Origin of the sequence: Pseudomonas sp. C32 (assembly GCF_030417915.1) — a bacterium.
Lineage (GTDB): Bacteria > Pseudomonadota > Gammaproteobacteria > Pseudomonadales > Pseudomonadaceae > Aquipseudomonas.
Window position 1 is genome coordinate 146,162 of the sequence record NZ_JAUHUK010000011.1, and the last position, 23,224, is coordinate 169,385.

The 23,224-nt window shown below is 59.5% G+C and carries 19 protein-coding genes; 6 read left to right on the forward strand and 13 right to left on the reverse strand.

Going from position 1 to position 23,224, the window contains the following annotated elements; translation table 11 throughout:
- Positions 1-2: 2 nt before the first annotated feature.
- The 10 genes from QYH43_RS14730 to yaaA form a co-directional block, all read right to left on the reverse strand.
- Positions 3-1,568 (reverse strand): MBOAT family protein, encoded by a 1,566-nt coding sequence (locus QYH43_RS14730; RefSeq protein WP_095056991.1) that lies wholly within the window; start codon positions 1,566-1,568, stop codon positions 3-5.
- A 205-nt stretch (positions 1,569-1,773) separates the two neighbouring features.
- On the reverse strand, positions 1,774-2,895 hold the full coding sequence (locus tag QYH43_RS14735) for a mannuronate-specific alginate lyase (protein ID WP_301157273.1): 1,122 nt from the start codon (positions 2,893-2,895) through the stop codon (positions 1,774-1,776).
- Positions 2,896-2,903: 8 nt separating this feature from the next.
- Positions 2,904-4,355 carry an alginate O-acetyltransferase gene (locus QYH43_RS14740; RefSeq protein ID WP_301157274.1) on the reverse strand — a complete coding sequence of 484 codons (1,452 nt, stop codon included), beginning with the start codon at positions 4,353-4,355 and terminating at the stop codon, positions 2,904-2,906.
- A 10-nt stretch (positions 4,356-4,365) separates the two neighbouring features.
- On the reverse strand, positions 4,366-5,940 hold the full coding sequence (gene algG, locus QYH43_RS14745) for a mannuronan 5-epimerase AlgG (RefSeq protein WP_301157275.1): 1,575 nt from the start codon (positions 5,938-5,940) through the stop codon (positions 4,366-4,368).
- 26 nt (positions 5,941-5,966) lie between these two features.
- The gene (locus tag QYH43_RS14750; protein ID WP_301157276.1) at positions 5,967-7,451 is read right to left on the reverse strand and encodes an alginate export family protein; all 1,485 of its coding nucleotides are present in this window, start codon (positions 7,449-7,451) and stop codon (positions 5,967-5,969) included.
- A complete protein-coding gene (algK, locus tag QYH43_RS14755) occupies positions 7,448-8,953 on the reverse strand; it encodes an alginate biosynthesis TPR repeat lipoprotein AlgK (RefSeq protein ID WP_301157277.1) in 1,506 nt (501 codons plus the stop codon). Before algK ends, QYH43_RS14750 begins: the two co-directional genes overlap by 4 nt.
- 9 nt (positions 8,954-8,962) lie before the next feature.
- Complete coding sequence (locus tag QYH43_RS14760; protein ID WP_095056997.1) at positions 8,963-10,132, reverse strand: alginate biosynthesis protein Alg44; 1,170 nt, start codon at positions 10,130-10,132, stop codon at positions 8,963-8,965.
- A gap of 37 nt (positions 10,133-10,169) precedes the next feature.
- A complete protein-coding gene (gene alg8 / locus QYH43_RS14765) occupies positions 10,170-11,654 on the reverse strand; it encodes a mannuronan synthase (protein ID WP_177408781.1) in 1,485 nt (494 codons plus the stop codon).
- Positions 11,655-11,746: 92 nt separating this feature from the next.
- Complete coding sequence (locus tag QYH43_RS14770; protein WP_095056999.1) at positions 11,747-13,063, reverse strand: nucleotide sugar dehydrogenase; 1,317 nt, start codon at positions 13,061-13,063, stop codon at positions 11,747-11,749.
- An 820-nt stretch (positions 13,064-13,883) separates the two neighbouring features.
- Complete coding sequence (gene yaaA, locus QYH43_RS14775) at positions 13,884-14,663, reverse strand: peroxide stress protein YaaA (RefSeq protein ID WP_095057000.1); 780 nt, start codon at positions 14,661-14,663, stop codon at positions 13,884-13,886.
- 203 nt (positions 14,664-14,866) lie between these two features.
- Between yaaA and QYH43_RS14780 the strand changes: the two genes are divergently transcribed.
- The 6 genes from QYH43_RS14780 to QYH43_RS14805 all read left to right on the forward strand — a co-directional run bounded on the left by QYH43_RS14780 (position 14,867) and on the right by QYH43_RS14805 (position 20,182).
- The gene (locus QYH43_RS14780) at positions 14,867-15,991 is read left to right on the forward strand and encodes a polysaccharide deacetylase family protein (RefSeq protein ID WP_095057001.1); all 1,125 of its coding nucleotides are present in this window, start codon (positions 14,867-14,869) and stop codon (positions 15,989-15,991) included.
- Between the two features lie 336 nt (positions 15,992-16,327).
- Positions 16,328-17,722, forward strand: coding sequence for a PhoH family protein (locus tag QYH43_RS14785; protein ID WP_095057002.1), 1,395 nt, complete (start codon positions 16,328-16,330; stop codon positions 17,720-17,722).
- A 227-nt stretch (positions 17,723-17,949) separates the two neighbouring features.
- A complete protein-coding gene (gene moaC, locus QYH43_RS14790) occupies positions 17,950-18,423 on the forward strand; it encodes a cyclic pyranopterin monophosphate synthase MoaC (RefSeq protein WP_095057003.1) in 474 nt (157 codons plus the stop codon).
- Positions 18,420-18,662 carry a molybdopterin converting factor subunit 1 gene (gene moaD / locus QYH43_RS14795; RefSeq protein ID WP_150702912.1) on the forward strand — a complete coding sequence of 81 codons (243 nt, stop codon included), beginning with the start codon at positions 18,420-18,422 and terminating at the stop codon, positions 18,660-18,662. Before moaC ends, moaD begins: the two co-directional genes overlap by 4 nt.
- Positions 18,663-18,664: 2 nt before the next feature.
- Positions 18,665-19,117, forward strand: a complete 453-nt coding sequence (gene moaE / locus QYH43_RS14800; protein WP_095057005.1) for a molybdopterin synthase catalytic subunit MoaE — start codon at positions 18,665-18,667, stop codon at positions 19,115-19,117.
- Between the two features lie 288 nt (positions 19,118-19,405).
- Positions 19,406-20,182 (forward strand): ABC transporter substrate-binding protein, encoded by a 777-nt coding sequence (locus tag QYH43_RS14805; RefSeq protein WP_095057006.1) that lies wholly within the window; start codon positions 19,406-19,408, stop codon positions 20,180-20,182.
- A 107-nt stretch (positions 20,183-20,289) separates the two neighbouring features.
- Here the strand turns inward: QYH43_RS14805 and QYH43_RS14810 are convergent, their stop codons facing one another.
- From QYH43_RS14810 to QYH43_RS14820, 3 genes are all read right to left on the reverse strand, one after another.
- Complete coding sequence (locus tag QYH43_RS14810) at positions 20,290-20,931, reverse strand: PAS domain-containing protein (RefSeq protein WP_095057007.1); 642 nt, start codon at positions 20,929-20,931, stop codon at positions 20,290-20,292.
- A gap of 90 nt (positions 20,932-21,021) precedes the next feature.
- The gene (locus tag QYH43_RS14815) at positions 21,022-22,149 is read right to left on the reverse strand and encodes an FAD-binding oxidoreductase (protein ID WP_095057008.1); all 1,128 of its coding nucleotides are present in this window, start codon (positions 22,147-22,149) and stop codon (positions 21,022-21,024) included.
- Positions 22,150-22,274: 125 nt separating this feature from the next.
- Positions 22,275-23,219, reverse strand: a complete 945-nt coding sequence (locus QYH43_RS14820) for an ornithine cyclodeaminase family protein (RefSeq protein ID WP_301157278.1) — start codon at positions 23,217-23,219, stop codon at positions 22,275-22,277.
- Between the last annotated feature and the right edge of the window lie 5 nt (positions 23,220-23,224).

Below are 23,224 nucleotides of genomic sequence, written 5' to 3' on the forward strand. Positions count from 1 at the left end.
CCTCAGAACTGGAAGTAAAGGAACGGCGAGAAACTTTGCGCCGAGAGTTTGAGAATCGAGGCGATGAACAGCAGCAACACCAGCGCACGCATGACGTAGCGCGACCAGTCAGCGGTCCAGTAGGCCGGTTGCACCTGGGCGTCAATGCCGACGGTGTAGCCAGGCTGATGGATGCTCGCCGGGTTATCCCCAGGCGCGGCTTTGATCAGACCCGGTTCGGTGGCGGCCGGGCCGTCGCTGTCGACATTCACCGCAGGCTTGGTCTTGGCAGGCGGCTGATTGCTGTAGAAGTCACGGATGCCGAAGAACGCCAGGGTCACGTAGGCCACGATCAGCGTTGCCACTTGCAGGCCGGTGAGGCTGGCCTGGTTGAGTTCCGACAGCGACCAGTCGCCGAAGCTGAACATCGCGCCGTACATGCGACCGGCAACGTGCAGGTTCTCTGCGCGGAAGATCACCCAGCCCATCACCACCAGCAGGAAGGTCAGCGCCCAGCGGATCGGGTTGATGCTACGTGGCGAAGTGTTCAGGCCCAGCGCTTTTTCAATCGCCAGCCACATGCCGTGCCACGCACCCCAGACGATGTAGGTGATGTTCGCGCCGTGCCACAGACCACCGAGCAGCATGGTCAGGAACAGGTTGCGATAGGTCATCAGCGTGCCTTTGCGATTGCCGCCCAGCGTGATGTACAGATAGTCACGCAGCCAGGTCGACAGGCTGATGTGCCAGCGGCGCCAGAACTCGGTGATCGACTGGCTGATGTACGGCTGTTTGAAGTTTTCCATGAAACGGAAACCCATCATCAAGCCCAGGCCGATGGCCATGTCGCTATAACCGGAGAAGTCGAAATACAACTGCGCGGTGTAGGCCAGCGCGCCGAGCCAGGCATCGCCCGTGGTCGGGTTTTGCAGGGCGAAGCAATGGTCGGCCACCACCGCGAGGGTGTCGGCGATGAAGACCTTCTTGATGAAACCCTGCATGAACCGCGTGCAGCCCTCGGAGAATTTGTCGAGGGTGTGGGTGCGGTTGTTGAACTGATCGGCCAGGTCGCGGAAACGCAGCACGGGGCCGGCGATCAGGTGCGGGAAGATCGCCACGAACGCCGCGAAGTCGATCAGGTTGCGGGTCGCCGGGGTGTCACCACGGTAGACGTCGATGATGTAGCTGATGGACTCGAAAATGTAGAACGAGATCCCGATCGGCAACAGCACGTGGGTCAGGATGAACGGCTCCAGGCCGACCGACGTCATCATGGCGTTGATGCTGTCGACGCCGAAGTTGGCGTACTTGAAGTAGCCAAGGATGCACAGGTCGACGACCACGCCGAGCAGCAGCCAGCGCTGCGCCGGTTTGGTCCGTACTCCAGCGGCACCGACTTTCAGGCCGATCCAGTAGTTCCACAGCGTGACGGCCGCGAACAGCGCCAAAAAGTCCACACGCCACCAGGCGTAGAACATGTAGCTGGCAATCAGCAGCAGCAAATTGCGATAGCGTTGCCCGCTCAAGTAGTACAAGCCGAGGAAGATCGGCAAGAACAGAAACAGGAACACGTTGGATGAAAATACCATCCCGATCTCTCCATGTTTGAACCAACAGTCAAGGGCCAACGGCCCCCCCAAACCCCCCACGAAAAACCGGGGGGATGTATTGCATTCAAGCCACCGCGATCCCTTGTAGGAGCCGGCTTGCTGGCGAAGGCGGCAGATCAGTCGACATCGATGGTGAATGTCATACCGCCATCGCCAGCAAGCCGGCTCCTACAAAGGATTTGCGTTAAGAACCCTTGCCCTTTTCATTGGCCGGGTCGTAGACCTTGGTCAGGTCGCCGCCGAGGCGGAAGGTCTTGAACGGTTGCATGTCATGCTTCTTCTCCAGCACATCCGGCGCGCAGGTGTAGAGCGAGCAGAACGGTTCGAGCCAGGCGAATTTCGAGTCGACCTTCAGGTCGGTCATGTCCTGTTCCTTGCCGTTCTTTTCCTCGAACTCATCCGGGTCTTTCACCCCGGCGAGCACACGATCACCGAGGCGTTTCAGTGCGCCGTTGTTTTCCTGACGCAAATCCACACCGTTGACCTGGGCGAAACTGGCGATCATCGCCAGCGGCGGCAGGGCGTAGTTGTGATAGGCCAGCGCCCGTTGCTGACGCTTGAGTTCGTTGGGCAGATAACCGTCGGCGTCGACCTGGTTGGCGCCGACCTTGAATTCCTTCACCGCCCAGTCGAACAGGTCGCGGCGGTTGGTGGCGACGGACGTGGCCATCACCGACCACGCGGCCCAGTACGAGTGGTTGTTGGTCTTGTCCAGCGGCAGGTTGTCCCAATCGCTGACCACCTGATCGGCCATCTTGCTGAACCAGGCTTCGATCAACTGCGACTCTTGCTGATGATTGGCCAGCGGACGTGAGTCGGAAAATTTCAGGCGAATGTACGAAGACGCCATGCTGCCCAGCGCCCATTTGCGCATCGACTTGCCGGTGTGGTTGAAGTCCTTGGACATCAACGCATCGGCCTTGGCCCAGGCGGTGAGCCAGTTCAACGTGCACTCCAATTGTTCCGGACGACCGTCACGCATGAACTGCATCACGCGCTTGCTGGTGCCGCGTTCCATTTTGGTGATGTCGGCGGTGCTGTCGCGGAAGGCTTTTTCAGACTGTACGTTCAGGGTCGAACGGGCCTTGTCCGAGCCTTCGTACTTGCTGCGGAACTGCAACGAGCCGGTGTAGGGCGTCGGCATGGCATCGCAGCCTTCGCTCTTGTCGCCGGTTTTGACTTTCTCGATCGGTGCGAAGTAACCCTGTGGCGGGCGCAATGGCGCCGCCGCTTGGGTGGCGCCCGCAAACATCGCCAGGCTCAACAGCGTCGGTGCCAACAGATGTTTCAGTTTCGGATTTCGCATAGCAGACCTCATTGCCCGGCCGAAGCGGTACGTTGCTCAGCGCTCGGGAATACGTTGCGTTTGCAGATTTTCGCTTCGACTTTCTGTGGCGCGGTCCCGGCTTTTTCGGGGCCCTGGATTTCAACGGCCAGCAGGTTCTGCGAGGCCCAGTCTTCGTCCGTGCGCAACTCGAAGGCGAAACGCCCGTCGGTGTCGGAGGTTTCCGGTTTGTCGATCTTGATGTCCTCGTGGCGACCGTTCATGTACCAGAGGGTGGCTTGCAGGGTTTTCACCGAGGTGTCGGCGAAGCGGATGTCGACCTGGTGACTGCTGTTACGCAGGTCGAGGTTTTTGCTGTTGACCATCAGTTCGTTTTTGCCCGGCTTCAGGGTGGTGCTGCCGGCCATTTGTGCATCTTTGCCTTCGCAACCGTTGTCCAGCAGCGCCATCATCTGGCGGTAGATGGTTTCCTGGTCTAGGCGATAAAGCGGCGAGAATTCCCAGATGAGAATCTTCGGCGGGTTCTTCTGGAATTCGTCGCTGCCCAGGTACTGCAGCATCGAACCTTCCAGGCCACCGCCGGGGAACGCCACGTTGAGAATGTCGGCGCCGATGGCCTCTTCGAGGAAACCGGCGAAGTTGTAGTTCTTGCCGCTGTGGGAGGTACCGACCAGGGTGATTTGCGGATTACCGGAATCGCCGAACAGGTCGCCGTCGCCCGCTTCGCCCTTGGGCTCGGTGGTGAACTGATCCATGTACTGGATCGCGTAGCTGGTGCCACAGAGTTGACCCGCCATGTTGTGCAATGTTCCGGTCTTGCCCATGCGACCCGACTTTTTGGTCTCGAATTCGCGCTTGGGAATGGCGGCGAACTCAGGCAATTGCTTGACCTTCTCGGCGACGACTTTCGCCGTGCGCTGAGCACCGTACGGCGTCCAGTGCTGGTCGCCACGGAAGTAGAAATCGTGGGCGGGCAGGGTGTCGGGCAACGCCTCGTTGGTCAGCGGCGACAGGTCCGGCACGACGTAACCCATGGCTGCGAAACGACCGAGCATCGACTTGTAGTTCTTCAAGGCCTTGTCGAAATCGAAGCTGGCTTTCTCGGCCGGGTTGAGCTTGTTACGGTTCACCAGGCCACGGGTCGGCTGGTACACAATCACCAGCTCCACGCCTTTGCTCTTGAACGCATCGTGCAGTTGCTTCATGCGTTTGTAGCCGGCCGGGGTGGTGTCGAATTCGGTGCGCAAGTCTTCCTGGGTACGGAACAACCAGTCGCCCTGGGCCTGCACCAGCGTGGTGAAATTCTGCTGATAACGCGTGGTGTAGTTCTTCGCGTCGTGGGCGGCGGGGCACAGGCTGCAGCACGGTTCTGCGCTGAACTTGGGCGCCTGCGCCTCATCGGCACGCGCGCCGCCACTGGCCGCGAGAATGCCGGCGGTCAGGGCCGACAGGCTGAGTAATTTGATCAAGTGTGGGTGCATAAAATTATCCTCAGTCCTGCATTTCGGTCTGGCGTTCGACAGGGTCGATCAGCACGGCTTTCTGCTGGCGCACCAGCAAATCGAGAATTTCATCCTGACGCTCGCCGAGAATCCCCGAAAAGCTGATGCCGCTGGATTTGGTCGGGGCGAGCATGGACACGCGATACAACTCGACGCTCAGCGGCGAGTCGATGGACAGCGGGCCGCTGCCGTTGGCCGCCAATTCACCGCCCACCACGATCAACGACACCTGCGCGTCGAACGGGTCGAGCTTGATGTCACGGTCGGTGTTGCTCAGGTCCTTGATGTGGCCGTAGACGCCGGTCAGGCCGTTGGCCATGGCGATGTTTTCGTACAGGCGAATGTTCACGCTGTTACGAATGCGGATGCCGTGACGGCGGTTGCTGACGACTTTGTTGCCCCACAACAGGTTGTCGGCACTCTCGTAGAGGGTGATGCCGTCGGTGTGGTTCTGGTAGATCTCGTTGTGGGCGATCAGGTTGTTGACGCTGTTACGGTCGATCACCAGGCCCGATAATTTGTTGTCGTAGCTGCGGTTGTTGAAGATGAAGCTGTCGTTGACCTCACGGGAAATAATGATCCCGTGCTTCTTCTTGGTTCCGTACACCGTGTTGTCGGCAATGATCAGACCGTGGGAACGGTCGTGCGGGTCAATGCCGTAGACGATGTTGTCTTTGTAGGTGTTGCCCTTGACCACGAAGTTGCTGGTTTCATAGCAGTAGAAGCCGTACCACATGTCCGAGAATTCGGAGCCGACGATCCAGCCGGTCGGTTCAGGACGCTTGAGCACCTTGGCCATGTTCGGCGTGTATTGGGAAATACTCACGCCGTACGACTTACTGTTGGCGTAACCGAAACTGGCCATCTTGCTGTTGGCGATGTAGGTCTCGGTGCCGCCCCAGGCCAGCAGGAACGGACGGAATTCCTTGGGCGATTTGAATGTCGCCGGGCCGTTGTCCTTCTCGCGCCAGCCAGTGATTTTGGTGTCACGCACAAACAACTGGCCGTCGTTGACCAGGAACGAACCGGCCTCTTGGGACAGGCGCAATTCCTGGGTCTGTTTATCGATTTCAAGGATCCCGTGTTTACCGACCACAATCGGCAACTTCGCCAGGAACACTCCCGGCGAGGTTTCGCTGAAGTACTGCTTGGGCACCTTTTGCGCCAGGTCCTTGAGGTTCATGTAACCGTCGTCGACGAAGATCGCCTGCGGGATCCCGTGCTGACGCACCACCCACTCGGCCATCTTGTTGTCACCGCCGATGAAGTCCTTGAGCGCGTCTTCCTGCATCATCCGGCGCACGCTGATCTTGCCCGGTTTGCTGCGCACGATTTTTGCCGCGACGGCCTCGGCGGTGTAGCCGGACACGTCCGGCAGTTTCGGCGTGGCCAGTTCCAGTGGCGCGGTCGGTGCGCTGCTGACGGTGTAGGTCTTGGCCTGTTGCAGTTCCTTGGCCACGGTTGCGGGCTTCGCTGGCTCCGCATTGGCGAAGGCAGTCGCGCTGGCCAGCAGCATCGCGCCGGCCAACAGGCTGATCGAGCCTTTTCGGGCAGGATGATTCATCTGGGAGACTCCCTTCGCGATGTGCATCAGAAGCGCCAGATCACGTCGATGAATGCGCGGTGCATGTACGAATCGACTTCCTTGCCGTACGCATCGCCCGGCTTGAACACGCCGCCACGAAAACGCACCAACGCCGAAGGCTCGTCGATCGCCTGGCTCATCGATGCCGGCAACAGGCCTTGCTTGAAGTACTTGGTGACCACCAGGTCCATTTCCTGACCGAGGTCTTTCTCGCCATCGTTCAGCGGCAGGGAGGTGCTGGAGAGGATCGCGCCGGTCACGTCGTCGGTGTTGTTCTGCACCGCGTCGATGCCGTTGCTGCCAACCGGCTTGTTGCCGTCGACGCGCCAGAATTTGTGGTAGATCAGGCTGGCGTCGTATTCGTCGTTGAGCATCCACGAACCGAACAGCGTGGCCGATTGCAGGTTGTTCATTTCGCCACGGAACGCTTCACCGAAACGGTGCACGCGCGAGCGGGTACCGGTGTAGTTCGAGCGGTTACTTTCCAGGCCGTTCTGTTCATAGTCTTCGCTGGCGCGGGCGTAGGCCGCACCCACTTGCCATTGCGGATCGAGGCGCAGGCGCACACCCAGGTCGGTGGCCCAGCCATCGACATCGTCGCTGCGCTTGGCTTGTGCGGGAGCTGTGCCATCGGCGTTCAGCGGGTTGACCGTGTCGCGGTCACCGCTCATGCCGGTGATGCTGCCCCAGTAGTTGACGGTGTTGGTGTTGCGCCAGTTGTAGGCGTCGCTGTCGGCGGTGAGGCCCAGCCAGCTGATGTCGCCATTCTGTTTCTTGTCCAGCGAATCGCTGGCTTCGCCTGGTGTCGGGTAGTCGAGCTTGCCGTCATCGTGGGTGTGATGACCGCGAATGCCGACCCAGTTGCCCGGAGTCCACTGGTACGCCGCATCGGCGTAGGCGTGCAGGCGATCCTTGTCTTCCGGTGCCAGTTCTTTCAGGTCGGTGCGGTACTCGCTGAAGCGTTCGGCGATACCGACGTTGGCGCGCAGCAGGGTGGTGTCGAAGGTCCAGTTCAGGGCTTCGATGTTGGTGTCGCGCCATTGGCCGTCGTCATTGCGCAGGCGCTGGCGACCGAACTTCAGGACCTCACCCGGGTAGGGCGTGAAACCGCTGTAGCCGACCCAGAACTCACGCATGGCCAGGTAGTTTTTCTTGGTCTCGCGATCACCGTTGTCGGTGTTCTCGGCGCCGTCGGATTGTTGCAGGGTGTCGGTCTCGATGATGTCGGTGGACGTCACCGCCTGACCCATGGCGTACGCGCTCCACGCGCCGCTTTCGCCGTAGACCCACGGACGCAGGTCGAGGCCGACACCGTTGACGTCGCCGCCGTCGGCGGTGCCGAGGTCACGGTCGTCTTCGGACTGGCCGGTGATTTTCACGTCCAGGCCGAAGTTCTTGGTTTCTTCGGTCATCGCAGCGAGCGTCGGGCAAGACCAGATCAGCGCGAATGTCAGACCGATACCGGCCTTCATGAATGGATTCAGTTTCATAGGGATTCCTCACCGTCTTCTTCTTGCAGGGCGTGCAGTGGCAGCGTGTTCTGGCTCAAGTTGCCGCGAACGGCCTGTTCCTGTTTCAACAGGCGTTGGGCCTCGGCCAGCTGCGCAGGCGGCAGTTGGGTTTCGAGTGTTTGCGCAAGCTCGGTGGCTTGCGGGGTGTTCTGTGCCTTGGCCAGTTGGCTGAAGACATAAGCGTTGAGCGGGTCAGGCTTGGTGCCTTTGCCTTGGGAGAACAGTTGGGCGATGGCGAAGTCGGCGCTGTTCTGGCCGTTACGCGCAGCGGTCAGCAGATGGTCGAGGGCCTTCTGCGGATAGACCCTGCCCAGGTAGCCACGGCGGTAGATCTGGCCGAGGTAGTAATCGGCGGCGACTTCACGGCCGACGGCTTTCTGGAAGTGTTCCTCGGCGACCTTGGCGTCGGCCGGGACCATTTTGCCTTCGTAGTAGAGCTTGCCCAGCAACAGCTCAGCGCGCGGCTGATCGGCGGCGCGGCCGTTGTCCAGGTACTGCATCATCTGGTCGACATCGCCCAGTTCGGGGTAGTCGTAGAGCAGTTGCGCGAGGGTGACCCACGACGCCGGGTAGCCCGGGGCGATCGGTTCGAGCAGCGACTGCGCGGTCTTTTCGTCGGGCGTGCCCAGGGTCGAATCCGCGAGTACGCGGGCGACGCTGTCCACACGCTGAGCGGACACAGTGCCGCGAGCATGACCGGCTTGCATCTGCTTGATCAGCTCGGCCTGTTGTTCAGGCTGGGCTTTTTTCTGGTAGACGGTGGCCAGTTCGACGTAGCAGATGTCGGTGGTGTTGATCGCAGCTTTGCAGACCTTTTCCACATCATCCAGGTGCTGGTCGTAGGTGCCCTGAGTGCGATACAGCAGCACTTGCGCCAGGCCCGCTTCCGGCTTGCCTTCGGCGCGCCATTGGCTGATTTGTTTTTGTGCGTCGACGTTGGGGAAGCTGTGCGGGTATTGGAGGTACAGCATTGCCAACGGGATCAGCGTGTTGCCTTCGCCTGCGGCGGCGGCTTTTTTCAGCAGGGTTTCGGCTTCGTGCTGCTCGGCTTCGGTGGAACCGGGCTTGGCCACCAGCAGGCGACCCAGACGCGCCTGGGCACGCGGCGAAACGCTGGCGGCGGCACGGTAAGTCGCCTCGGCCTGTTTCATCTGTGCCGGGTCGCGGCTGTCGACCTGAATGTCGGCCATGCCGACCTGGGCTTCGCTGTAACCCAGGCTTGCCAATTGCTGGTAATTCGCCGCAGCGGTGGCGGTGTCGCCGCGCTTGAGCGCTTCGTTGGCCAAGCGTTGGTCGGGCAGACCGGCGCAACCGGCGAGGCTGACAGCCAATGCCAGCGAGCACACCACCAATCCCCTGTGGGAGCCAGCCTGCTGGCGATTCGCTTGACGCGGTGTTTCAGCAAAACCGCATTGATCCAATCGCTGGCAGGCCAGCTCCCACAGGGATCGCGGTGTTTTGAGGAGAAGGGTCACGGGCATGTCCTCCGCTTAAAGACCGGCAGCCATGGCTTTGTCGATCAGCCAGTTCAGGTTCGGGCCACGGTCGCTGCTCACTTCCACCGGACGACCGGCGAGGTTGCTGTCCAGGGCTTCGTCAGGCTGGATCAGCACGCGGATATCGGAAGAAAGATCGGCGCTTTTCAGGCTGGTGCTGCTGACGATCTTGCCGGTGCGGGTTTTGTCTTCACCGGCGATCTGGAAGCGCACTGCAGTGCCTGGCAATACGTCGCCGAACTGGCGATAGGAGAAGCGCGCTTCAACGTTGGCTTCGGTGTTGCGTGGCACCAGTTGGAAGATCACGTCGCCCTTGCTGGCGTATTGACCGTTGGCGACCATTTGCTGGGCCACGGTGCAATCGCACGGCGAAGTCAGGGTGCCGGTCATTTGCTTGCCGAACAGTTCTTCAACCTTGGCCGGGGCCAGTTGATCGTCTTGCAGATGGCCCTTGAGCACGTCGAGCATGCTGGTGCTGAACGTCGCCAGCGGGGCACCTTTGGCGGCTACGCCATCGGCTTTCACCAGACTTTGTACGGTGCCGTCACGGGGCATGGTGATGTTCACGCCCTGCACGCTGACCAGGCCGGCCTGGGCATGGCTGACGAAGTACATGCCGTACACCGACTTGAAGATGAAACCGAATGCCGCAAGACCCACGATGAAAATGCCGAGACTGAAGGTCACGGCTTTCATGCGACCGAATGCGCTCATGCCATGGCCGCCATCCTTGCTCTTGCGTGCCTTGGTGAAGTTGTCGCGCTGCAGGGTCGCCAACACTTCGCCGATGCTGACGATGTCGCCGGCCAGGTGCGAAGTGATCAAGTGACGCAGGGTCGAAATGTCCCGTTGTTCCAGGTTCTGGAACTGGCAACCGGTGCGGCCGGTCTGGCTATCGAAGGAGCGGATCTGCAATTCGACATCCATGGCCAGGCCGAGGTTGTCGATCACGAATTGCATGCGAGCCTTGTACACCTCGCCCACCTTCAGGGGCAGTTGACCGGCGTTGAATGCCAGGCCACCGGCGGACAGATCGATAAGGCGGACTTCGACCGGTGTACGGTCAGGACCGAAGAAACGCAGCTTGGCCGGAATTTTCACGCGGGCGTGTTGGCGCTGGGCTTCAGATTCATGCACTACGTTGGCGTTGACGGCGGTATTCATAGGGGCGTTTTCCTGGTTAATTCAAAAAATGGGGCGGTCAGACCATCAACAGCAGCACGGCGACAAAAATGCTGCCGGCGGAGAAGGTCATGGTCCGAGACGACCAGGTGTTGAACCAACGTTGAAAGCTGGCGAGATCACGGGTCAGAGAAGTGGGTTGGCGAGTCCAGGACTGTTGGTCGAGGCGGAAGAACACGTAGATCTTCACCAGTGCACCGACGATCTGGTTGTAATAGAGAATCGCCGGGTAGGCCGGACCGATCCGGTGGCCGGAGCAGGACAGCAACAGGGTCAGGATCAGGCGAGTGATGCCGATCCACAGCAGGTACACCAGGATGAACGCGGTGCCGTACTTGAAGCTGGCGATCAGCGCCACAGTCAGGCCCAGCAGGGAGGTCCACATCGACACGCGCTGATCGAACAGCACCACCGAGGTGAACGCACCGAGGCGTTTAACCCCAAGACCGAGGGCGCGGGAGTTCTGCCGCAGGTTGTTGCCGTACCAGCGGAACATCAGTTTGCGGCTGGCCTTGATAAAGCTCTTTTCCGGCGGATGTTCGACGGTGTTGATCGCGGCGTCGGGCACGTAGAAGGTGTCGTAGCCCAGGCGCATCAGGCTGAACCAGCTCGACTTGTCGTCGCCGGTCAGGAACTTGAAACGACCCAGGCGCCAGTGTTGCAGCGAGTCGCTTTCTACGTCGGCGATGAATTCCGGGTTGGTGACCACAGTGGCACGGAACACCGACATCCGACCGGTCATGGTCAGCACGCGCTTGGACAGGGCCATCGAGCACATGTTGATGTGACGCTGGGCGAAACGCAGCTTGTGCCATTCGCTCATGATGTAGCCGCCGCGCACTTCGCAGAACTCGTTGGTGGTCAGACCGCCGACATTGCCGAACAGCTGGAACCACGGCACGGTCTTGCGCACGACGCCTTCGCCGAGCACGGTGTCGCCGTCGATCACGGCCACCACGGCGCGGTCATCCGGCAGGTGACGGGAGATGGCACGGAAACCGAAGGCCAGGCCATCGCGTTTGCCGGTGCCGGGAATGCGCACGAAGTCGAGCTTCACGTTGGCCGGCGGATTCATGCGTTTCCACAGGCTTTTCACCAGCAGCTCATCGGACATTTCCACGATGGAGCAGACAATAGTGGTCGGCAGCCCGCAGTCGATCGCTTCGCGGATCACCGAGCTGTAGACCTGCGCGGTGGTCAGGGCGTCAATACGGAAACTGGTGACCATCAGGAATACATGGGACGGGTCCGCCGCTTTACCCAGCTTGCGCACTTTGCGCCGCAGGTGCGGGTAGACCACGTACAGAAACAGCATGCCGCGCAGGAAGTGCGTGGCACCCATCGAGTAGCGCCAGATACCGACGATACCGATCAGGAAAATGAAGTCCTTCGACTCGGAGTCGAACGTGGACACAGGCAACGCCATGGCGATGCCCATCAGTAAACTTAGATAAAACAGCCAACCGGCGGCCTGAAGTAGGCCGTGCTTTAGCCTGTGCATAATCGGAATCCTAAAGTCAGTTGCAAGCCCCAAGCTTCAAGCCCCAAGCGAGGAGCTTTGAACTTGCGGCTTGGAGCTTGAAGCTTGCGGCTGCTTTACCAGCAGATACCTTCAGTCCGGCCAGTCACGCTGGTGGCCTTGGACATGAAGCCGACCAGGTCGATCACTTGCTTGCCGTGAGGAACGTCCAGCACCAGGGCGCGGAATTTCTCGTCACGGTTGCCGAGGATGATCACGTCGGAGTTGTTGATCACCGCGTCGAAATCGGAATTGAGCAAGGACGAGACGTGCGGGATCTTCGACTCGATGTAGTCCTTGTTCGCGCCGTGAACACGGGCGTATTCGACGTTGCTGTCGTAGATGCTCAGGTCGTAGCCCTTGCCGATCAGCATTTCCGCCAGGTCCACCAGCGGGCTTTCGCGCAGGTCGTCGGTGCCGGCCTTGAAGCTCAAGCCCAACAGGGCAACTTTGCGTTTGTCGTGGCTTTCAACGATGTCGAAGGCGTTCTGCACCTGGGATTCGTTGCTGGGCATCAGCGAGTTCAGCAGCGGCGCTGCCACGTCCAGGGAACCGGCACGGTAGGTCAGGGCGCGCACATCTTTCGGCAGGCACGAACCGCCGAACGCAAAGCCTGGGCGCATGTAGTACTGGGACAGGTTGAGGGTCTTGTCCTGGCAGACCACGTCCATCACTTCGCGACCGTCGACGCCGACAGCCTTGGCGATGTTGCCGATCTCGTTGGCGAAGGTCACCTTGGTGGCGTGCCAGACGTTGCAGGTGTACTTGATCATCTCGGCGACGGCGATGTCCTTGCGGATGATCGGTGCGTCGAGCTCTTCGTACAGCGATTGCAGAACATCGCCCGAGGCCTTGTCGAACTCGCCGATGACGGTCATTGGCGGTTGGTCGTAGTCGGCGATGGCGGTGCTTTCGCGCAGGAACTCAGGGTTTACGGCGACGCCGAAATCGACGCCGGCTTTTTTGCCGGAGCAGTCTTCGAGAATCGGGATGACCACATTGGCCACGGTGCCCGGCAACACGGTGCTGCGCACCACGATGGTGTGGCGGGTGGATTTGTCACGCAGGACAAAACCGATCTCGCGGCACACGGCTTCGATGTAGTTCAGTTCCAGGTCGCCGTTCTTCTTGCTCGGCGTGCCGACGCAGATCATCGACAGGTCGGTGTCACGAATCGCCTCGGCGAAGTTGGTGGTGCCACGCAGGCGACCGGTCTGGATACCTTGCGCCAGAAGTTCACCCAGGCCTGGTTCAACGATCGGCGATTTACCGGCATTGATCATATCGATCTTGTCTTTGGCAACATCGACGCCAACGACGTCATGGCCCCGTGCAGACAGGCAACCGGCGCAGACTGCGCCAACGTAACCCAAACCAAATATGCTGATGCGCATCGCAATTACCTCTCTGTTATCAAGACTGTATTCAACGAGCCATTAGATGGCCGGAATTAATGGTATTCAGCGTTCAAAGTGCACTCACAAGTGCGGCTAACAGGCACAACAATGCCCGGTGTTGGCATATAAGTTCCGAGTGTCTAAATAAGTGCACTCAAAGTGTGCGCAACCAGGTCTTATTGTTATGGCTTGCCCTGTTATGCAGCCGTTGGTCCTTTGGAAAAGGTGCCGGCGTACAAATCTTGCGCGCTCGATGTCAGGCCGAAAGCCCGTGGATCAAGCGGTTGGGTGCTCTGGCGAGCACGTCTATAGGGGCGCTGCCTTGGCGGTGCAGGGGATAGTCATATTGCGTATCTCCTCTCCATCATGTGTTGTTCACGTCAGGTAATGATCCGCGAAAGTTGGTGTTGTAACTTCGCTATATCAATCACTTCTCTGGGTAAGTTATCTCGTACATGTTCGGCGAGAATCGTTACCGGTGGTATGAGCGGCGCATTTGGACATAGTTCCAGTCCGTCCATCGCGAAATCTGAAATTTCTTGAAATATTGAGAAAGATGGCACTGCTCTCATATTGATAGCACGTGCCGTTTCGCCCTTTATATATAGGCGGATAATGGAAGTGGATAGTTTTTTGCCACTACCGTTAGAAAATGTCAGTGCCACTACAGAAAAAAATGCTTGAAGTCGAGTGAAACTAAAGTCAGAAATCCGATCGATAGTTTATTGGCGTCAATGGGTTGGCGATCAGGAGGGGGTTGTCGGAGGGGCAATGGGTGTCGCACGAGGGGTTTGCCCCCGTGCGTCAGGTCGCTAAATCACTCCGGCGCGTGATCGCGCAGGAACACCAGATTGTCGGGTTTAGACTGTTCGGCGCTGTAGCGATAGCCTTGTACATCGAACTGCTTGAGGGCGGCCGGGTCGTTGATGCGCTCCTCGATAACGAAGCGGCTCATCAGGCCCCGGGCCTTTTTCGCGTAGAAACTGATGATCTTGTACTGGCCGTTCTTCAGGTCCTTGAATTCGGTGTTGATGATCCGCGCATTGAGAGCGCTGCGTTTGACCGCCGAGAAGTACTCGTTGGAGGCCAGGTTAAGCAGCACGTCGTCACCCTGGTCCGCCAGGGCTTCATTCAACCATTCGCTGATACGCGTGCCCCAGAACGCATACAGATCCTTGCCCCGGGCGTTGGCCAGTTTGGTGCCCATTTCCAGGCGATACGGCATCATCAGGTCCAGTGGACGCAGCAAGCCGTACAGGCCCGAGAGCATGCGCAAATGTTGCTGGGCGTAATCGAAATCGGCTTCGCTGAGGGTTTGCGCATTCATGCCGGTGTACACATCGCCCTTGAATGCCAGCAGCGCCTGCTTGGCGTTTTCCGGGGTGAACGCGGGCGTCCAGCTGCCGAAACGCGCGGCGTTGAGGCCGCCGATCTTGTCGGAGACGTGCATCAACTCGCTGATCTGCGCCGGGGTCAGCTCGCGCAATAGCAGGATCAGTTCCTGGGAATGGTCGAGGTACTGCGGCTGGGTGAAGCGCTGGGTCGCCGGCGGTGTTTCATAGTCGAGGGTCTTGGCGGGTGAAATCACCATCAGCATGAAGTCGTCTCCTTTAATCGTGGCGGCGATTCTAGGGGGTTGTTCGTGTTGACTCCAGCTATGAGCGTGATAGGTGATCGGTGGTGTCATGGGACGAGAGAAGTACGCCGATCCCCGTAGGAGCTGTCGAGCGCAGCGAGGCTGCGATCTTTTGAGCTTCCCGCGATATAGTGCCGCGCGGGTTTTGTTATGGAGACATCCCTTTGCGTATCGTTTTATTCCTCTCGGCCTGGCTGTTGAGTTTCGGCGCCCTGGCGGCACCGGGCGATGTGGCGACGCTTGATCGCAGCACCTGGCCAGAACAGCTCAACAACCCGACGCTGTTCGACGTGGCCTCGCGCGCTGAAATCCTCATGTTCGCCCGTGTGCTGCTGGCCAGCGAGTCAGTGGATGAACGGGCACTGGCCCAGCGTCTGGGCTTGCGCACGCTCAACATGGAATCGGTCAACCGTGTCCGCCAACGCCTGTGGCAACGCCTGCTCTCCAGCTACAACTTCGCCCAGCAAAGCTGCGATCAGGACGCCTCGTTCTGTTTTCTGGTCGAAGACATGCCCACCCTGCGCGAGCAGGCCGCCAAGTTTCAGCTCGGCGATGACAGCTACTACATCAAATGGGCAGAGCCGAGCCGGCTGTTCCATACCCAATACCTGGACGAGCAGTTGCGCAAGGCTGCGCTGTTTCCGCAGACCAGCAGCGAAGTCGATCGTTTTGGCGACTTTGAGCGCAACGGCGACGCGATGCATGACCGGCTGTTTTTGCTGACCTTCGACAGTGCCGCCAATGCCGTACCGGACAATACCGGTTGGGTCACCGAGTACCTGCGCAAGTCGAACATCAATGGGACATTCTTCGTCCTCGGCAAAGATGTTCAGGCCCGTTTGGCTGAGGGCTCAGTGGCCGGCCTGCAATCCACGTACTCAACGCAATGCGTCGGCGTGCAGGGCTGGGAGTTTCGCTCCCACAGCCATTGGCAGGACTGGCAGGACTCGGTACGGCGCAGCGCTGACCTTGTGAAAAGCAAATTGCCGGAGAACTTCGTACCGCTGTTTCGTCCGCCCGATGCTCAGCGTCGTGCCGATGCCGAGGTTTTTTTCAGGACTCAGGGCTTGCAGGTGGCGCTGTGGGACATCGACGCCCAGGACGGCGCCGGCAAGCTCAAGGGCAACCAGAGTGCGCAGCGGGTGCTGACCCTGATGCTGCTGTGGCGTCACGGCGTGATCAATTTCAATGTGAAGCAGGAGGGGGTGAAGACGGCCTTGCCCTGGTTGGTCGCGCAAACGGCGCCCGTCGGGATCGGTTGGGAGGATTGTCAGGACGCGTTTCGCTGAAAACGACGAAAGCCCGTAAACATTGGGTAATTGGCGATTTTGGTGGGGATTTTGTTGCAGGTTGATCTCCGACTGTAAACGGGTGATGGCAGCTCGCCAAGTGCTATTGGTCAATCTGCAAAATAAACTTCAAAAAAACGTCAAAGTACTTTTTTCTGTCACACGTTTTGGAGTATTACGAAGACAGACCGCCGAAACCTGCAACACAGGTGGCGTCTTCCAAGACCCTACTTGTGTGCAGTTCACTTGAGTCCTCGCAGGTGAATTCGGCAGTCACTTCGAGGCGCAGCACCGTCAAGGTATTGCGTCGAATGGCTCCCACAAAGGTGACCGAGTATGGATGATCACGGACGTAGCTCTTCTTCCAACCAGCCAATCCTTTATGTACTCGATACCAACGTATTGATTCACGATCCAAACGCGCTGCTTAACTTCGAAGAACACCACGTCGCCATCCCGATGACCGTGCTGGAAGAGCTGGACAAGCTCAAGAGCGGGCATCACAGCGTTGCCGCCGAATGCCGCCAGGCCATCCGCCTGATCGACAAGACTTTGGGCGATGCCTCTCCCGAGGACGTCGAGCAGGGTGTGCCGATCCAGCGTGGCAAGAGCGGACCCAAGGGTTTGCTGTCAATTCTGATGAGCAAGCACGCTGAGCCGAACCTGATACTGCCCGAGCACCTGAACGACAACAAAATCATCAACCAGCTGATCGACCTGCACGCGCGCGACCCTAAGAAGCCCGTGGTGCTGGTCACCAAAGATATCAACATGCGCCTCAAAGCGCGGGCCTGCGGGATTGCGGCCGAGGACTACAGCACCGACCAGTTGGTCGACGACGTGTCGTTGCTGCCTAACGGTTACCACAACATGACCGGCTCCTTCTGGGACCGTGTGAGCAAGGTCGAAACCCGTCAGGACCACGGCCGCACCTGGCATCAGGTGCAGTTGATCGACAATCTGCCGGCCGTGCACATCAACGAGTTCATCATCGATGAGCAGGGGTTTGTCGGCTGGATCAAGGAGATCGCGGAAGACAAGCTGCTGATTCTGGACCTGCACCAGGAGCCATTACTGCACCAGGAAGCCTGGGGCCTGAAACCGCGTGACATCTATCAGAGCCTGGCGCTGTATGCCTTGCTCGATCCGGACATTCACTTGGTCAACCTGTCCGGCGCCGCCGGTTCCGGTAAAACCATCCTGGCGTTGGCGGCTGCGATCGAGCAGACCATGGTCAGCAAACGCTATCGCAGAATCATCGCCACCCGCAGCGTGCAGGGGCTGGACCAGGAGATCGGTTTCCTGCCCGGCACCGAAGCAGAAAAAATGGAGCCTTGGCTGGGCGCCATCACCGACAACCTCGAAGCCTTGCACATGGACGACGAAAGCACCCATGGCAGCGTCGACTACATCCTCAGCAAAGTGCCGTTGCAGTTCAAATCCCTCAACTACATCCGGGGTCGCAGCTTCCAGCAAAGCCTGATTTTGATCGATGAATGCCAGAACCTCACGCCGCACCAGATGAAAACCATCATCACCCGTGCCGGCGCCGGTTCCAAAGTGGTGTGCCTGGGTAACCTCGCACAGATCGATACCCCTTACCTGTCCGCGACCAGCTCCGGGCTGACCTACCTCACTGAACGCTTCAAGGACTTCCCGAACGGGGTGCACATCACCCTGCAAGGGGTACCACGCTCGATTTTGGCCGAATACGCCGAAACGCATTTGTAACTGCATCACCAAAAACGGGCGGCCCTCGCGGGCCGCCCGTTTTTTTGCCGTACGCAAAACCCTGTAGGAGCTGGCTTGCCAGCGATGGGGCCATGAGCCTTGCGGTAAACTCGAGTCCGCCACCGCCGGCAAGCCAGCTCCCACAGGTTGTGGTGAGGGCGATATTCGTGCGTGCGAAAAATTGACCCGCAGGTTTACAATCGACGCTCCTGATCAGGAGTAATCCCGTGCTGACTCATCTCGATTCCCAAGGTCGCGCCAACATGGTCGACGTCACTGAAAAAGCCGTGACGTTCCGTGAGGCGACCGCCCAAGCGCTGGTGCGCATGCTGCCCGAAACCCTGCAGATGATCGTCAGCGGCGGTCACCCCAAGGGCGACGTGTTTGCCGTGGCGCGCATTGCCGGCATTCAGGCGGCGAAGAAAACCAGCGACCTGATTCCCCTGTGCCATCCGTTGATGCTGACCGGCGTGAAAGTCGAACTCAGTGCCGAAGGCGACGACCGCGTGCGCATCGTGGCGCGCTGCAAGTTGTCCGGGCAGACCGGTGTCGAGATGGAAGCCCTGACCGCGGCCAGCGTCGCGGCGCTGACCATCTATGACATGTGCAAGGCCGTGGACCGCGGCATGACCATCGAAAGCGTGCGCTTGTTGGAGAAGGTCGGCGGTAAGAGCGGGCATTTCCAGGCGGACCCGTCATGAACATCACCGTGAAGTTTTTTGCCCGTTATCGCGAAGCGCTGGGCGTGGACTCGGTGAAGGTCGAGGGCAACTTCGCCACGGTTGACGACGTGCGGGTGTTGTTGGCCCAGCGCGACGGTGCCGAGGTGTTGAGCGAACAGAATTTGATGTGTGCGCGCAACGAAGACCTCTGCCAACTCGACGAGCCAGTCAGCGATGGCGATGAAGTGGCGTTTTTCCCGACCGTGACCGGGGGTTGATCATGGCGATTCGCGTGCAGTCCACGGCGTTCGACCCGGGCGCCGAAGTCAACGCGATGCACGACGCCAATGTCGGCGTGGGGGCCGTGGTGAGTTTTGTCGGATACGTGCGCGATTTCAACGACGGACTCGACGTCGCCGGGATGTTCCTTGAGCATTATCCGGGCATGACCGAAAAAGCCCTCGGCAAAATCGCTATCGAAGCCGAGCAGCGCTGGCCATTGCTGAAGCTGGAAGTGCTGCACCGCATCGGTGCCCTGGAACCGGGCGAGCCGATTGTTTTCGTCGGCGCCGCCAGTGCCCATCGCCAGGCCGCGTTCGATGCCTGCGCCTTTGTCATGGACTACCTGAAAACCCGTGCACCGTTCTGGAAGAAGGAAAACACCAGTGACGGGCCGCGTTGGGTGGAAGGGCGTGACAGTGATCATGCGGCGGCGGATCGCTGGAACAAATAACCTCTGCAGTGCACTTCAATCAGCCATCGCTAGCAGGCTAGCTCCCACAGGTTTTGTGTGCACCGCAAATCCATGTGGGAGCCAGCCTGCTGGCGATGGCGTCATCTGCACCACTAAAAAACTTGATGTGCCCACCTCCCGACCATCGGCCGGCACGGGCCGCTTTTGCCCGATTGACGATCAATACATTAAAGTCCAGTATGGAATTACAAGTACAAAAAAGGCTTTCATCCGCTCCAATTCTTTCTTCTATCTTGCCAAACCAACAACAACCGCGAGAAAACGAACATGAAGAAACTCCCCCTCATCACCGGTCTGGCCCTGAGCCTGTTGGCGTGCAGCACTGTGTTCGCCGCCGAGAAAACCCTGCGCATCGGTATCGAAGCCGCTTATCCGCCGTTCGCCTCCAAATCGGACAAAGGTGAGATCGTCGGTTTTGACTACGAGATCGGCAACGCGCTGTGCGCACAGATGAAGGTCAAGTGCGTGTGGGTCGAAGGTGAGTTCGATGGTCTGATTCCTTCCTTGAAAGTGAAGAAAATCGACATGGCCCTGTCGTCCATGACCATCAACGAAGACCGCAAGAAGTCGGTGGATTTCACCCACAAGTACTATTTCACTTCGTCGCGCCTGGTGATGAAGGACGGCGCCGTCGTTGACGACCAGTACGCGAGCCTTAAAGGCAAGAACATCGGTGTGCAGCGTGCAACCACCACTGACCGTTTTGCCACCGAGGTGTTTGAACCCAAGGGCATCAACGTCAAGCGCTACAGCAACAACGAAGAAATCTACATGGACCTGGCAGCCGGTCGCCTTGATGCGATTTTTGCCGACACCATTCCACTGAACGACTTCCTGCAGATGCCGCGTGGCAAGGGTTACGCCTTTGTCGGGCCTGAGCTGAAAGACCCGAAATACGTGGGGGAGGGCGCCGGGATCGCTGTGCGCAAAGGCAATGGTGAGTTGGTCAGTGAGCTGAACACGGCCATTGATGGTATTCGTGCCAATGGCGAGTATCAGAAAATTTCGGACAAGTATTTCAAGTCCGACATCTACGGCGACTGATCAAACGCCATCGCTAGCAGGCTAGCTCCCACAGGTTTTGTGTACACCGAAAATCCATGTGGGAGCCAGCCTGCTGGCGATGGGGCCGGAACAATCCCTGCAAATGATCAGCCCTTCAATTCCTTCAAATGCTTGTACACCGTCGCCCGGCCCATGTTCAGCACATTGGCCACGTAGTTGGAGGCGCTTTTGCCCTTGAACGCGCCTTCGGCGTGCAGCGCCAGCACCAGTTCACGTTTGTGGTCGCGGGTCAGGACGTTCAGGCTCAGCTGGCGTTCGCGCAGCCAGGCGTGGAGGAAGGTGTTGATCCGCTCCTGCCAGTCATCGCGAAACAGTGAATCCGGTTGCGGGATCAGCTTGGTCGGCGACAGGAACAGGTCCAGTGCGGCCTTGGCATTTTCGAACAGCGAAATATTCAGGTTGATGCACAGCATCGCCAGCGGATGACCTGCGCTGTCGCGTAACACAGTGCTGAGGCTACGAATCTTCTGACCATCCCAATTGAGCTTTTCGTACGGCCCGATGTTTCGGTCGCTGACGTCGTCGCTGAGCATGTCTTCCAGTGCCGAGTCGTCGCCGATTTCCCGCTTGGACAGGTTGTTGGCGATGTAGTCGACCTTTTGCGTGCGCAGGTCGTGCAGCACCACTTCGGCGTGGGGAAAGAACAGCGTGGCGATGGCATCGGCAATCGCCCGGAAGTTATCCAGCGAGGTGTGATTCAGGGCCGTGTCGGTTTCGGGGGCGTTCATACAGTGGAGCTCCAGGCAGCGTCAGCGCCCCATGGGAGGGGCGCTGAAAGTGTGCCGTAATCGTGTGGGCACGTCACCTGCGGGCAACGATCAGCCCAGGCGAGCAGGGGACAGCATTTCAGTGCTCAGGCCGAAGCGAGTAAGCGGCTCTGGCAAGGGCTCACCGCGTACCAGCGCGGCGCTGGCCTGCCCCATGGCGGGCGAGGTCTGGATGCCGTAACCGCCTTGCGCCGCGACCCAGAACAGCCCCGGTACCTGCGGATCGAACCCGGACAGCAAATCGCCGTCACTGACGAAACTGCGCAGGCCGGCCCAGGTGCGGGTTGGACGGCGGATGGTCAGGGTCGTGGCTTCTTCGATCTGGTAGATGCCCATGGCGATGTCCAGCTCTTCAGGCTGCACGTCGTGAGGTTCCACCGGGTCGGCGTTGGCCGGCGAGCCGAGGAACATGCCGGCGTCGGGTTTCATGTAGAAGGATTCGTCAAGGCTGACCAGCATCGGCCAATGATGAATGTCTACGCCTTCGGGGCCAGCAAAGATGAATGCGGCGCGGCGCTTGGGTTGCAGGCCCAGCGGCTTGGCTCCGGCAAGTTCACCGATCTTGTCGGCCCAGGCGCCGGCGGCGTTGATGATGATCGGCGCGCTGAAGGTGTGGGTGTTGGTCTGAACCTGCCAGATGCCTTCGGCATCGCGGCTCAGGCTCTGCACTTCGCAGTCGGTATGGACTTCACCTTTGTTGCGGCGGATGCCACGCAGATAACCCTGGTGCAGGGCATCGGTGTCGATGTCGCTGGCGGTCGGGTCGTAGATCGCCCCGTGGACTTTCTCGCGACGCAGGATTGGCACCCGCGCGCAGGCTTCTTCGGCGCTGAGCAACTGCATCTCAGGCACCGTGGATTTTGCGCTCTGGTATTGCTTGTTCAACTCAATCGGGTCACCGGTGAAGTCCACGGTCATTTCGCCGCGCGGGGTCAGCAGCGGGTGTTCGCAGAAGCCACTGGGCGGTGCATCGAAAAAGTCGCGGCTGGCTTGGGTCAGTGCGCGAACCTGCGGAGTGCCGTATGCGGCGGTGTACAGCGCAGCGGAGCGTCCGGTGGAGTGATAAGCCGGGTGGGATTCGCGTTCGAGCACGACCACGCGGCCGTGTTGCGACAGCCAGAAACCGGTGGAAGCGCCGGCAATCCCGCCGCCGATGATGATGAAGTCTGCCTGGCTCATGAGAATCTCCTGTTATCGGTTATCCCGGTAGGAGCCGGCTTGCTGGCGATGGCATCGCTGCGGTTTATCTGATGGACCGCGGCGTCTGGATCGCTGGCAAGCCAGCTCCTACAGGTTTCGTATTGTTAGGGCAGCAGGTGATAGATCGCATTGGCCAGTGCAATGTCTTCCAGGCCCAGGCCGATGGAGCGGAAGAGCACATGCCGCTCGTAGTCGGGACGCTGGATTTTTTCGCTGAGCAGGTCCGCCAGGTCACCGACTATCGTGCGCTTGTCCCAACCATGCTGCTCGCCGGCGATCAGCATTTCGCCTGCCGAACCCGGAGTGGTCAGGCGATAATCGCAGAACACCTGCATGTCATTGAGGCTCTGCGGTGGCACTTCATGGGCGCGTGGGGCGTTGGTGCTGATGGAGGTGATCAGCGCGGGTTTGCTCAAGCAGGCAGGATCAATGACCGGTCCGGCGGACGAGGTGCAGAGCATGATCACGTCGGCGTCTTGAACGGCAGCTTCGCGACTGTCGGCGATGCTCAGGCGCGGCTCGATGTCTTTTAGCAGGTTCATGGTTTCAGCATCTTCATGCAGGCTTGGCGAGTACAGGCTGATACTTTCCCAGTCTCGCAAGCCCTTCACATAATGCAGGTGCGCCTGGCCAACTTTGCCGCTGCCGATGATTGCCAGGCGGGTCGCGCTCAGCGGGGCGAGGGCATCGACCGCCACGGCAGTCGTCGCGGCGGTACGTGCGGTGGTCAGTTCCGCGGCATCGCAAAGCAGCAGCGGTTGGCCGGTCTGCATCGACATCAGCAGCGTCCACGCCGTCACCAGCGGACCTTGCTCGCGCACGATGTAAGGCGAGGTCTTGACCCCATAAACACCGTCTTCAGCCAGCACACCCAAGTAATTGATGAAGTCGCCCGCACCCGCTGGAAATTCAACCAGTTGCTGTGCCGGTTGCACGGCTTGCCCCGACGCCAGGTCACGAAACAGTTTGCGCAGGATCTGCGGAACGTCGACTTGCGCCAGCAACTCGCGAGCCTGGGATTGGTTGATCACGTGGGGCGTACTGGACATGGTCG

Bases quoted from the DNA above. Each gene is read 5' to 3' on its own strand.
- QYH43_RS14730 (WP_095056991.1), bottom strand. From the start codon at position 1,568: ATGGTATTTTCATCCAACGTGTTCCTGTTTCTGTTCTTGCCGATCTTC.
- QYH43_RS14735 (WP_301157273.1), bottom strand. From the start codon at position 2,895: ATGCGAAATCCGAAACTGAAACATCTGTTGGCACCGACGCTGTTGAGC.
- QYH43_RS14740 (WP_301157274.1), bottom strand. From the start codon at position 4,355: ATGCACCCACACTTGATCAAATTACTCAGCCTGTCGGCCCTGACCGCC.
- algG (WP_301157275.1), bottom strand. From the start codon at position 5,940: ATGAATCATCCTGCCCGAAAAGGCTCGATCAGCCTGTTGGCCGGCGCG.
- QYH43_RS14750 (WP_301157276.1), bottom strand. From the start codon at position 7,451: ATGAAACTGAATCCATTCATGAAGGCCGGTATCGGTCTGACATTCGCG.
- algK (WP_301157277.1), bottom strand. From the start codon at position 8,953: ATGCCCGTGACCCTTCTCCTCAAAACACCGCGATCCCTGTGGGAGCTG.
- QYH43_RS14760 (WP_095056997.1), bottom strand. From the start codon at position 10,132: ATGAATACCGCCGTCAACGCCAACGTAGTGCATGAATCTGAAGCCCAG.
- QYH43_RS14770 (WP_095056999.1), bottom strand. From the start codon at position 13,063: ATGCGCATCAGCATATTTGGTTTGGGTTACGTTGGCGCAGTCTGCGCC.
- yaaA (WP_095057000.1), bottom strand. From the start codon at position 14,663: ATGCTGATGGTGATTTCACCCGCCAAGACCCTCGACTATGAAACACCG.
- QYH43_RS14785 (WP_095057002.1), top strand. From the start codon at position 16,328: ATGGATGATCACGGACGTAGCTCTTCTTCCAACCAGCCAATCCTTTAT.
- moaD (WP_150702912.1), top strand. From the start codon at position 18,420: ATGAACATCACCGTGAAGTTTTTTGCCCGTTATCGCGAAGCGCTGGGC.
- moaE (WP_095057005.1), top strand. From the start codon at position 18,665: ATGGCGATTCGCGTGCAGTCCACGGCGTTCGACCCGGGCGCCGAAGTC.
- QYH43_RS14805 (WP_095057006.1), top strand. From the start codon at position 19,406: ATGAAGAAACTCCCCCTCATCACCGGTCTGGCCCTGAGCCTGTTGGCG.
- QYH43_RS14810 (WP_095057007.1), bottom strand. From the start codon at position 20,931: ATGAACGCCCCCGAAACCGACACGGCCCTGAATCACACCTCGCTGGAT.
- QYH43_RS14815 (WP_095057008.1), bottom strand. From the start codon at position 22,149: ATGAGCCAGGCAGACTTCATCATCATCGGCGGCGGGATTGCCGGCGCT.
- QYH43_RS14820 (WP_301157278.1), bottom strand. From the start codon at position 23,219: ATGTCCAGTACGCCCCACGTGATCAACCAATCCCAGGCTCGCGAGTTG.